Here is a 12,294-nt window from a genome sequence, read left to right on the forward strand (position 1 = left end):
GAAAGAAGCGGTGAAAAATGGGGACCTCATTTCGTTACGATCCTTTTCAAAATCTGCAAGAAAAAAATATGACGTTTGAAGATGTTTTTCAACATATTATTCAATTTATGAATCAAAATCCAAGAGGCCATTATCGGCTAATTGTAGGCACTGATTCGCAAGTTCATAAATCTCATACTGTTTTTATTACAGGAATCGTCATTCTAGAGGAAGGGCATGGGGTATGGGCTTGTATTAGAAGAGTGATTGTACCACGTAAAATGCTGCATCTACATGAGAGAATATCGTTGGAACTTTCATTTACCGAAGAAATAGTTGCGATGTTCACTGAAGAGAAAAAGAAACAGCTCATTGATATTGTGATTCCCTATTTGTATGAGGGTTCGACATTTACGATGGAGGGGCATATCGATATTGGGGCTGGTAAACGCAACAAAACAAGAGAATTTGTAAATGAAATGGTAGCCAGAATCGAATCCATTGGTGTAGAGCCAAAGATTAAGCCAGAAGCATTTGTAGCCTCCTGTTATGCCAATCGGTTTACGAGATAGATTGGAGGTAAAAAAATCCATTCAGCAACTACTTCACTGAATGGATTTTCGTATTTATAAAACTTTACCTAAAAATGACTTAGTACGTTCGTTTTGTGTATTTCCGAACACTTCTTCAGGATGACCTTCTTCTACAATATAGCCACCATCCATGAAAACAACCCGATCAGCTACTTCACGAGCAAATCCCATTTCATGTGTTACGATCACCATTGTCATTCCTTCATCGGCTAGCTGTTTCATAACATCCAATACTTCTTTCACCATCTCTGGATCTAGGGCAGATGTTGGTTCATCAAATAGCATAACTTTCGGTTTCATGGCAAGGGCACGCGCAATAGCCACACGTTGTTGTTGACCACCAGAAAGTTGTTCGGGATAATTGTAGGCCTTTTCTTGAAGTCCTACTTTATCTAATAACTCTAATGCTAATTTCTCCGCATCTTTTTTTGCCATTTTACGAACTTGTATCGGCGCCATTGTAATGTTATCGATAACAGTCATATGCGGGAATAGATTAAACTGTTGAAAAACCATTCCTACTTCTGTACGGATTTCATTGATATCGGTTTTTGGATCATTTACCTTTACATCGCCAATAAAAACTTCACCATCAGAAATTTCTTCAAGCAAATTAATACATCTCAAAAACGTACTTTTCCCTGATCCAGAAGGCCCAATGACACATACTACTTCTTTCTCTTTTACTTCATAATCGATACCTTTTAAAACTTCCAGGTTACCATAATTTTTGTGTAAATTTTTAATCTTGATCATGCCGCAACCTGCCCTTCATCTTTGTTTTGCGAATGACCCTTTTTACCAGTGTTTTTCTTTCTAGGATTGAAGTTATTGCTAAATCTTTTTTCAATAAAAGTAATAATTTTCGTCAAGACAAAAGTTAGGATTAGATATAGAGCTGCAGCAGCTATATATGGCTCCCAAATTTTAAAAGTTGCACCTGCAACAACTTTACTTGCATATAAAATATCATTAGCCGCAATCACGGTTACTAGTGAAGAGTCTTTTAATAGGGCAATTAGCTCGTTTCCTAATGGTGGTATCATTCGACGAAACGCTTGTGGCAAAATCACTTTGATCATTGCCTTATTTTTCGTTAAACCAAGTGAGCGAGCTGCTTCCATTTGTCCTTTATCAATTGACTCAATACCTGCACGCATAATTTCCGCAATATATGCGCCACTATTTAATATAAGCGTAATAATCCCCGATACCATAAAGCCATAAGACTGACCAAAAATAGAAGGAATTAGTGCTAAATGGATGATCAAAATTTGAACAAGCATCGGTGTGCCACGAAATAGATCTACATATATTTTCGCTGGCCAATAAATCCATTTTCTTTTCGACGTTTTACCAAGACCTAATAAGATTCCCAGTATAAGACCACCTAAATAACCACAAATGGTTAAAGAAATGGTCACCCAGATACCATGCAAAAACATCTCACGATAATTCCAGATAATATCCCAGCGCATATCAAAGAAGTCCATCTGGATACCCCCAATTATTTAAGTTCTTGGCCTGTAATTTCAGCTAGTTTACCATTTTCTTTTATTTTCTTAAGACCATCATTTAATACATCTAGTACTTCTTTATTACCCTTTTTCACCATAAATCCATAATATTCTTTTTCAAAAGCAGCGTCTTCAATTGTTTTCAATTTTGCATTTGGATTATTTTTTAAATATTCGTGTATAACCGCGTTATCACCAATTGCAGCATCGACTGAGCCATTTATAACTTCTTGATATGCAGTCGGTTGATTTTCATAAGCTTTGATTTTAGAACTTGATTTACCTTGTAATTTTTTTGCAGCTATGTGCCCTGTTGTGTTAATTTGAACGGCAATTTTTTTATCTTTTAAATCATCAAGAGATTTAATTTTTGAGTCTTCTTTAACAACGATTAATTGAGTTGCTTCGAAATAAGGATCTGTAAAATCATATGATTCTTTACGTTCTTTTGTAATTGTAATACCTGATGCACCTAAATCGATTTCACCATTTGTTACTTGTTGGAAAACTGGTTCCCAACCAATATTTTTAACCTCAAAATTTTTGCCTGTTTCATCACCAATAGCATTTAAAATATCTACATCAATCCCTACAACTTTACCGTTGTCATCCAACGATTCGAATGGTGCAAATGTAGCTTCTGTTCCTGCTACTAGTTTATCTTTTGCTCCTGATCCATCACCTGAACTTGATTCTTTTGGATCTGAACCACATGCTGCTAATAGCATTGATACTGCAAGCGCTGATATGAACATTGATAATAATTTTTTTCTCTTTTTCATTAAATAACCCCCTAGATGTTAATATTTTTTTGAAATATCCCCAATATTAAATAACTATTTCTAGTTAAATTTTATTATATAAAATTAAGAATATTAAAACAATATTAATTTTTCATATTATAGAATAAATATACTATGTTATTTATAAAAATACAATATTAATTTTAGATTTTTTTAAATTTGATGTATTCTTTTTAATACGTAGTTGACCTGGTTGTGTAATTTCATGGAGATCTCACAAATGGGATAACTAATGTTTGAATTCTTATACTAAAAATTCTTTTGTTATTGAGTTTCTTCTATATTAATGCTTTAATATTCTCGCTGAATTTTAACGTATTTATGTTATATAGAAGAAATCCATTTTCCCCTTTTATTTTTATTATTATTGGGCAATATAAAGTGAACCTTATTTAAGAGAGTTCATTTTAACCAAAAATTTTATCAAGAGATATTTAAATCTTACATGAAGGAGTGAACATCATATGAAAAGAAATAATATACTAAGTGCCTTTTTACTAACTTGTGCTCTTACATTTAGCATGATGTTTAGTACTACAACCGCTCAACAAGATGTATTTGCATCCGAAAAAAATTCAAAGCTCGATGCAGTTACTCAGCAAAAAGTGAAGACTGTTCTAAACAAGTTGGATGAGGATTTAACGAAATTAGGGGTTACGGTACCAAAAAAGCCACATTGTAAAACGTTCGAGAAATTGGATGACGAAACAAAAGTAAAAGTTAAAGAAATTATGAAACAAATGAAGGATGGGAAGATTACAAAAGAAGAAGGATTAGCTCAACTAAAGAAATTGGGCATCATTTTACCGAAACACCATCCAAAGAGTGATCAATTCTCAAAATTGGATGACAACACCAAAGCTAAAGTCAAAGAAATTTTCCAGAAAGTAAAGAACGGAACTATTTCCAAAGAGGAAGCTGATCGACAATTAAAAGCTTTAGGCATTACTTTGCCGAAGAACCATCCTAGTGAAAAAATCAAAAAACTAGATGATGCCACAAAAGCAAAAGCGCGGAATCTCATCGAAAATGCAAAAGTTGAAATCAATAAATTAGGGGCTGATTTCCCTTCACGAAAATACAATTTCATATTAAGATAATTTATTTAACCCATGTGAGCCTGAACTCATATGGGTATTTTTGAAGCGTTTGCGATTCACTACTTTTTCTCGTTGAAACGTATTATTTCTACAAAAATCGCCAAAGTTATACTTTTATCCTATAAAATTTCATTTAGAGAAACAATTATATATTACTATCTTTTGTCTAATAAGGAAGAATATTAGGTTTAATTTTACCATTTAATAAATAATATACACCATATTAACAATTTTAATGCTATATTCTAGGAGAGATTCGGTCTCAAAATTCACAAAAGAATGGGTGGTATGTTTGAAATTTAATGGGAAATTTCAAGGTTTTAAGGTCTTATCTAGTGCACTTGCAATTAGTTTGTTAGCCTCATCCTTTATGACTTTTGATGCGGAGGCAGCTAAATCTTCCAAACAAAAAGTCCAATCGAAAGTAAATCTACGCATTATGGAAACAACAGATGTACACACGAACCTACTTGACTTTGACTACTACAAAAATAGTGATGCTCCTAAATTAGGATTAGCTAAAACAGCTACACTTGTAAAAAAGGCAAGATCACAAGTTAAAAACTCCGTGTTAGTAGATAACGGAGATCTCATTCAAGGAACACCACTTGGCACTTATAAAGCAAAAATTAAACCTTTAAAGGATAAAGAAGTGCATCCAGCTATAAAAGCTATGAATATTATGGATTATGATATTGCAACATTTGGAAATCATGAATTTAACTATGGTTTAAAATATCTTGATGAAGTATATGATGATGCTGATTTTCCAGTTGTAAACGCAAATGTATATGTGGATGACCACGACAAAAATCCAAAGAATGATAAAAATAAATACACACCTTATAAAATTATCAAGAAGAAAGTAAAAGATGAATCAGGTAAAACAAATGTCATTAAAATTGGCTACATAGGTTTTGTTCCTCCACAAATCAACGAATGGGATAAAGCAAATCTTGATGGCAAAGTAATCACAAAAGACATTATTGAAACAGCGAAAAAATATGTACCTACTATGAGAAAAAAAGGTGCTGATATCGTAATTGCTCTTGCCCACTCCGGATTCAATGGTTCAAAAGTAAATACTGAAGACACTGTATACTCTTTAACTAAAGTGCCTGGAATCGATGCAATTACTTTCTCACATACGCATAAAGTATTTCCTGCAAAAGACATTGCCAGTCTAGATGCTTTGTTCAAAGATGCAAATGGCCAACCTCTTCCTGGTGTTGACAACAAAAAAGGTACGATTAACGGTGTCCCTGCTGTGCAAGCTGGATATGGCGGTGGTTCATTAGGTATTATTGATCTTTCCTTAAAGAAAGTGAACGGTAAATGGTCTGTTTCTACTTCTCAATCTTCCACAAGAGAGATTGATACTGTAAAACCTGATGCCAAGATCGTAAAAGCTGTAAAATCTACTCATGAAAAAACAATAAATTATGTGAATACGCCAATCGGTAAAACGACTGATGATATTTACAGCTACTTTGCCCTTGTTCAAGATGATCCTTCAATTCAAGTTGTAACAAATGCACAAAAATGGTATGTCGAAAAGTATATAAAACTGAACAAGCCTGAACTGAAAGAATTACCTATATTATCAGTAGGTGCACCATTTAAAGCTGGTCGTAACGGTGTAGATGAGTACACTGAGATCAAAAAAGGTGATTTAACGATCCGTAGTGCTGGTGATCTATATCTCTATGACAACACTTTAAAAGCTGTGAAAATTAAAGGTTCTGTCGTAAAAGAGTGGATTGAAATGTCTGCAGGTCAATTTAATACAATTGATCCAAATAAAACAGATAAACAAGAGTTACTTAATCCAGATTTCCGAGTATATAACTTTGATGTTATTGACGGCATTGAATACCAAATTGATGTGACAAAACCAGCTAAATACTCAACGACTGGAGCATTAGAAAATCCAAATTCAAGTCGTGTTATTAATCTAAAATATAACGGAAAACCAATCGATCCAAATCAGGAATTTGTAGTTGTTACAAATAATTATCGTGCTGGTGGTGGTGGTAACTTCCCAGGACTTAAAGGCAGTGAGTTAGTTGTAGATTCTGCAGATGAAAACCGTCAAATTTTGATGGATTACATTACAGAACAAAAAGAAATTACACCAACAGCGGACCAAAACTGGTCACTTGCTCCAATCAATGGAGATGTCAATGTGACGTTCACAACTTCTCCAAAAGCTCAAGATTATATTAAAGATGGAAGCCCATTCTCTTACACTGGTAAAACAGATTCAAAAGGCTTCGGAATTTTTAATATTAATCTAAAAAATGAAAATAATAGTAATGACCCAGTTAAAGTTCAACTACTAGGTGTAAATGATCTACATGGTCAACTTGATACAATTACTAAGGTAGGCAATTTAAATGCAGGAAGTATGGAATATACTGCTGCAGCATTAAGAAAAGAAGAAGCAACGAATCCAAATACTCTTATCTTCCATTCTGGAGATATGATTGGCGGAAGTCCACTAATCTCAGCTCTTTTCCAAGATGAACCGACAATTGAAATTTTAGAATCGATTGGATTTGATGCAGGAACATTTGGTAATCATGAGTTTGATGAAGGCATTGATGAACTAAAACGAATGATCAAAGGTGGCAATCATCCAAACGGAACTCCTGGTTATGACGGGATGAATTTTCCACAAGTTGCTGCAAACGCTTATGACACTCGTGATGGAAAACTAATTACAGATCCTTATACCATTCTTACTTCTGGTGGTCAGAAAATCGGCGTAATTGGCGTAGTTACACAAGAAACGCCTTCAATGATTGTACAAAAAGGTAATGAAACACTTAAAATCACAGATGAAGTAGAAGCAATTAATAAGTATACGGATGAATTAAAGAAACAAGGTATCAAATCAATCATCGTTCTTGCACATAATCCTGCCCTTCAAACAGGCTATGCTGACAAATTTGATGCAAGTAAGATTGCAGAAATGGTAGACGATGAAGTTGATGTTATTTTCTCAGCACATAATCATGTCAAAGTAAATAGAGTGGTAGATAACAAATTAATCGTCCAAGCATACTCTTATGGCTCTGCTTTCTCTGATGTAGAAGTCGAAATTGATCCAAAGACAGGCGATATTATCAAAAAATCTGCGGAGATTAAAACCGTTTATCAAAACGACTACACACCAGATCAGCAAGTTGCTACTATAATGAAGAAATATGCTGATAAAGCTGAACCGCTTAAAGCACAAGAAGTTGGAGCTTCATCAACATTCCTTGAAAAAGGATATCCAACTGTAACAAGAAAAAACAGTGATGTTGCTCTAGGAAATTTAATCGCGGATGGTATGAAAAAAGCAATGAATTCTGACTTTGCATTGATGAATGGTGGCGGTGTACGCGCTCCACTAAATGCTGGTAAAGTTACTTTCGGTGATTTATTTGCCATTCAACCATTTGGTAATGTTCTTAATAAAGTAAAGCTAAGTGGCGCTGATTTACGCGTTATATTAGCTGAACAAATTACTACAAGAGGTCTTGATTATCATATTTCTGGTTTTAAATACACTTATACGTATGACGATACAGCTAAAACTGGAAAGGTAGTCGATATTATTTTGCCAGATGGTAGCAAAATTGATCCATCAAAAGAATATACTGTTGTTGTAAACAACTATATGTATGATAATATTGATACTAGTTTTGGTGCACTTTCTAAAGACATGGAAGTTGGTCCAACTGACTTAGATGCAACTGTTGAATTTGTAAAAGCATTATCTTCTCCATTCGAGTATAAAGTAGAAGGAAGAATTCAACGAGTAAATTAAAATTTTATAGTTCTTAGATTAAGAGCTTTTTAAGATTTAAGAGGCTGAGGCTATCCCGCTTGGGGTAGCCTTTTCTTATTTGCTAGGAAGTTTTGTTCTTGCTGTGGTTTAATAGATTCGCTACCCTCAGCTCCATGTTCACTCAGCAACATCTTTAAAAACTCGCTCTTTAAATAATTCAATATGTACTGCGCCTTTCAATATATTGAATAAGAAAAGCTGCCTTGTTCTATACAAAGGCAGCTTTCAGGATTGATAGTTATTCATTTAAAGAAAAATGCAAATTATATTTCCATTCCCACTTCTTCAAAGGTTGGCATGTTTTTCATCATACTGCATGCTGCATCGATGATTGGAAAGGCTAATGCTGCTCCTGAACCTTCACCTAGACACATATCCATTTTAAGCATTGGTTCTTTGCCTAGTAGTTCGCTTGCCTTTTTGCCACCTGGTTCATCAGTTGCGTGAGATGTGATGAGATAATCCTTGACTTTAGGTTCAATTGTTGTGGCGATAAGTGCGGAAGCTGTTGAAATATAGCCATCAACAACAACCGGTACTCGATTGGCTGCTGCTGCAAGCATAACCCCTGCCATACCACCAATTTCTAATCCTCCTACTTTTGCTAGTATATCGATTGCATCAGTTGGATCTGGTTGATTTATTGCAATAGCATTTCGAATCACTTCTATTTTATGGGCTAAACCGCCTTGTCCAAGACCTGCCCCTCTACCTGTAATTTCTTTCGGATCACAACCCGCTAATACCGATAATATAGCAGTGCTTGGTGTTGTATTGCTAATACCCATTTCACCTGTTCCTAACATATTCACGCCATTTTGTATTTCTGCATTAGCAATTTCAATCCCTACTTCTAAAGATTGGATTGCTTCTTCTCTTGTCATAGCTGGTCCTTTTGTGAAATTGGCAGTACCTCTTCTAATTTTACGATTGATCACGCCAGCATCAGTAGGAAGATCTACTTTTACACCAACATCGACTGTGACAATTTTTGCGTTTGATACTTTTGCAATGGTTCCTACCCCTGTTATTCCTTTAGCAATATTCAGCGTTTGCGCAAATGTAACTTCTTGAGGATTGCTTGTAACGCCTTCTTCGTACACACCGTGATCAGCAGCCATTACAATGATTGCTTTTTGATCAATTGCTGGAAAAAGCTCTCCTGTAATCCCCGATAATTGGACAGCGATACTTTCTAATTTGCCAAGACTTTTGGGTGGTTTGATCAAATTATCCACTCTTTGTCTTGCCTTTGCCATCATGTCTCCATCCAGGTCTTTAATTTTTCCAACAGTTTGCTGTAGCAAGTTCATTTTTCATCTCTCCCTAATAAAATTAAAAGCCTGCAGTTTATTTGTATTACAAATAAACCGCAGACTTTTCCATCATCTGTGTCAACAAGTATCAAGGCAGGTCTCCTGGCTCAGGGTCTACATTTGAATAGGCCTTCCCAGACATTGTCCAGTGGCATTTCCATTCAAACTTTCCTCTACAGTGGTGGGTCCGCTGAAGCTTTTCACTTCATTCCCTATTCTCCTTTTGTCAAAGGCACCTTGTACTTTTATTGAATTTTCTATCATTATGATACTCGTTGAACGTTGGTAAATCAATATATTTTATAAAATACTATGTTATCCGACTTGTAATTTAGTAACCTTTTTTAGTCAGAAGCCAGCAATAATACAATGGCAATCCTTTTTTAAGCAATTTTCGGCTGCATATCAAATGGCATTTTGTGATCTTGTTTTTAAAGGTTTTATATCATACATAAAAACATCTGCTGCTATCAGTAAACGGCCAATATATACATATACTCCGCAGACAATTTGTTATTTTTTCATATAAATTACTCATAGAGTATGACGTCTAAATAAAGCTTATAATAACTTAAGACAAACTGTAAATATTCTTGAGAACAATACCAAAATCAAGAAAGCTACTACATTTAATTATTACCATTAAATGTAGCAGCCTTTTATTTCAATATAACGATTATATCTAGAACTTATTACTCTTCATCTGCTAGTGTTAGTACTATACGACCGTTAATCTTACCATTTTCCATCTTATTGAACACATCATTGATATCTTCAAGTTTTGCTGTTTCAATAATGGCGCGTACTTTTCCTCGTGCGGCAAAATCAAGTGCTTCTTGCATATCTTTTCTTGTCCCAACAATTGATCCTTTTACTGTAACACCATTGAGAACTGTATTGAAAATTGGAATTGGGAGCTCCTCATTTGGCAATCCAACAACTACTAAACAGCCCCCGCGTTTTACTGATTCATAAGCTTGTTCAAAGGCTTTTTTTGTTACAGCTACGCTAATTGCAGCTTGTACACCACCTAATTGTTCTTGAATGGCTTGTACAGGATCTTCTTTTAAACCATTAATGACAATGTCTGCCCCTAATTCTTTTGCGAGTTTTGACTTATCATCGCTAATATCTATAGCCACTACATTGAGTCCCATTGCTTTCGCGTATTGTAATGCAATGTGCCCTAGTCCACCGATCCCGTAAATTGCAACCCATTCTCCTGGCTTTGCACCTGAAACTTTTAATGCTTTGTATGTTGTTACACCTGCACATAAAATGGGAGCGATTTCAATTGGGTCTACGTTGTCAGGAATTCTCGCTACATAATCTGCGGGTGCTTTACAATATTCTGCATATCCACCATCCACAGAGTATCCACCATTTAGTTGATTTGGACATAATGTTTCTTTACCATCTATACAATACTCACATTCTCCGCATGCAGAATATAACCACGGAATTCCTACTCGATCACCAACATTAATCGATTTAACACCTTTAGCTACTTCAACGACAACCCCTACCCCTTCATGCCCTGGGATTAATGGTAATTTTGGTTTTACAGGCCAGTCCCCATGTGCTGCGTGTAAATCTGTATGACATACACCACAAGCTTCAATTTTCACTAAAACTTCTCCCTCTTCTAATTGAGGTTTCGAAACTTCTTTAATCTCCAACTCTTTTGAAAACGCATTCACAATTGCAGCTTTCACGATCTTCCACTCCTTTCGCTTTTCAGTTATATATATGATGGTAGATGCTGTGACTATTCCTTATATATTATTTGATATACTTTCTAGTAATATATATAATTTACATAAAATAGAATTAATTGGAATAATCTTATGAATGGACGGCAGCATGAAATTTTAAAGCTTTAAATGAAAGTTTTACGTCACTAAAAAATGCATATTACAAATCTAGTCCGAGGAGTGAAAAAATGAAAGTTCTTAAGGTATCTCCAAATATTTATAAAATTGAAACTTGGTTTATGTTTAAAATGAGTGCTTGGATTGTAACAGTTGAAGATGGTGTATACATTGTGGATACAGGAATGTCTTTTATGGGGAAAAAGATTTTAGAAGAAGCGGAGAAGTTGGGTAACCTAAAAGCTATTCTATTAACGCACGGCCATTCTGACCATGTCGGTGGATTGAAAAAAATCCTAGAAATAAAAAATGTTCCTGTATTTTCCCATGAAGCTGATATTAAATACATGGAAGGAAAGGAACCTTTCCCTGGTAGGAAAAAAGCGCAATCCCTTGTGCAACCAGGTGTTGTACAACCATTAGAAATAACAAATGGAAACTTACAGGATATTGATGATCTAACCCCTATCCACACTCCAGGTCATTCTCCAGGTCATGTAGTGTACTATCATAAAAAGGATCAGGTTTTGATCAGTGGCGATTTATTCACCTCAAAAAATGGTCAACTCCGAAAACCAATGGCTATGTTTACTTCTAATATGGATGAAGCTATAAAAAGTAGTTATGTTATTGAAGATTTGAAACCTAATATTGTAAGCATTTGTCATGGTAATGACGTAAAAGAGCCCTATAAACAAATGAAAAACTATCTGGCTACTTATTCATAAGTAGCCTTCTAGATTTTTAGTTTCAGTACTCACTCTTACTGAATGTTCTATTTTTTCTCATCGAGATAAAATCATAAAAGCATTAATAAATAAACGAATTTAGTTGGAAAATATTAAAAACAACTGCTTTCCTTTAAAAATAAGGAAAGCAGTTGCTCTTTCATAAAGAGATTTTAATATTTTCTTCCGCTCATTGTACCAATCGTCCTTTACTAATAGTGCCCCACGTTTTTTGAGGTATGAGTCTTACTACAATAGTGTGGGATAAACCTAAAATCTACTTATAAATCCTTTTCGAGCTTGTTCTAAAATTTTTTCTTCACAAGGATCACACCAAAATTTTTTCTCTCGATTTACTTTATATTCACGATACTTCTTTGTTCCTTCTAATAGCTTAAATTTTTCTTTACAGATCATGCAAGTAGTTGTATAAAATATCATTGATATATCCCCCTTTTTTACATATTTTCACGTAATTCCTTTTCTATTATTTCTTTTATTTTTTTATTTCCTTTGACTCCAACAGGAAAAACATTATTTTCTTCTGAA

At 34.6% G+C, this 12,294-nt stretch carries 10 protein-coding genes and 1 riboswitch; of the genes, 4 read left to right on the plus strand and 6 right to left on the minus strand.

Annotated features, from left to right (window positions below):
• Nucleotides 1-17 precede the first annotated feature (17 nt).
• Nucleotides 18-551 (plus strand): ribonuclease H-like YkuK family protein, encoded by a 534-nt coding sequence (locus D1606_RS16910; protein ID WP_233548159.1) that lies wholly within the window; start codon nt 18-20, stop codon nt 549-551.
• 54 nt (nt 552-605) lie between these two features.
• Here the strand turns inward: D1606_RS16910 and D1606_RS16915 are convergent, their stop codons facing one another.
• Genes D1606_RS16915 through D1606_RS16925 form a run of 3 tightly spaced genes read right to left on the minus strand, consistent with a single transcriptional unit; the run spans nt 606 to nt 2,871 of the window.
• The gene (locus D1606_RS16915; protein WP_119417191.1) at nt 606-1,328 is read right to left on the minus strand and encodes an amino acid ABC transporter ATP-binding protein; all 723 of its coding nucleotides are present in this window, start codon (nt 1,326-1,328) and stop codon (nt 606-608) included.
• A complete protein-coding gene (locus tag D1606_RS16920) occupies nt 1,325-2,065 on the minus strand; it encodes an amino acid ABC transporter permease (protein WP_119417192.1) in 741 nt (246 codons plus the stop codon). Before D1606_RS16920 ends, D1606_RS16915 begins: the two co-directional genes overlap by 4 nt.
• A 14-nt stretch (nt 2,066-2,079) precedes the next feature.
• Nucleotides 2,080-2,871, minus strand: a complete 792-nt coding sequence (locus D1606_RS16925; RefSeq protein WP_119417193.1) for a basic amino acid ABC transporter substrate-binding protein — start codon at nt 2,869-2,871, stop codon at nt 2,080-2,082.
• Nucleotides 2,872-3,356: 485 nt separating this feature from the next.
• On the opposite strand from D1606_RS16925, the gene D1606_RS16930 reads away from it, so the two are divergent.
• Together D1606_RS16930 and D1606_RS16935 are read left to right on the plus strand one after the other, a co-directional pair.
• Entirely contained in the window at nt 3,357-3,992 is a 636-nt protein-coding gene (locus tag D1606_RS16930; RefSeq protein WP_119417194.1) for a hypothetical protein, read from the plus strand.
• A gap of 370 nt (nt 3,993-4,362) precedes the next feature.
• Nucleotides 4,363-7,809: a bifunctional 2',3'-cyclic-nucleotide 2'-phosphodiesterase/3'-nucleotidase gene (locus D1606_RS16935; protein WP_369973824.1), complete on the plus strand. Its 3,447-nt coding sequence runs from the start codon at nt 4,363-4,365 to the stop codon at nt 7,807-7,809.
• Nucleotides 7,810-8,093: 284 nt separating this feature from the next.
• On the opposite strand, the gene cobT is transcribed toward D1606_RS16935, so the two are convergent.
• Together cobT and adhP are read right to left on the minus strand one after the other, a co-directional pair.
• Nucleotides 8,094-9,143, minus strand: a complete 1,050-nt coding sequence (gene cobT / locus D1606_RS16940; RefSeq protein ID WP_119417196.1) for a nicotinate-nucleotide--dimethylbenzimidazole phosphoribosyltransferase — start codon at nt 9,141-9,143, stop codon at nt 8,094-8,096.
• 78 nt (nt 9,144-9,221) lie between these two features.
• A riboswitch (cobalamin riboswitch) is annotated at nt 9,222-9,401 on the minus strand.
• Between the two features lie 437 nt (nt 9,402-9,838).
• A complete protein-coding gene (gene adhP, locus D1606_RS16945) occupies nt 9,839-10,861 on the minus strand; it encodes an alcohol dehydrogenase AdhP (RefSeq protein WP_119417197.1) in 1,023 nt (340 codons plus the stop codon).
• Nucleotides 10,862-11,088: 227 nt separating this feature from the next.
• Between adhP and D1606_RS16950 the strand changes: the two genes are divergently transcribed.
• Complete coding sequence (locus tag D1606_RS16950) at nt 11,089-11,745, plus strand: MBL fold metallo-hydrolase (protein WP_119417198.1); 657 nt, start codon at nt 11,089-11,091, stop codon at nt 11,743-11,745.
• Nucleotides 11,746-12,015: 270 nt separating this feature from the next.
• On the opposite strand, the gene D1606_RS18870 is transcribed toward D1606_RS16950, so the two are convergent.
• On the minus strand, nt 12,016-12,186 hold the full coding sequence (locus D1606_RS18870) for a hypothetical protein (RefSeq protein WP_158582417.1): 171 nt from the start codon (nt 12,184-12,186) through the stop codon (nt 12,016-12,018).
• Nucleotides 12,187-12,294: the final 108 nt, after the last annotated feature.

The sequence above is a fragment of the Rummeliibacillus sp. POC4 genome (genome assembly GCF_003576525.1).
In the GTDB taxonomy this organism is placed as follows: Bacteria; Bacillota; Bacilli; order Bacillales_A; family Planococcaceae; genus Rummeliibacillus.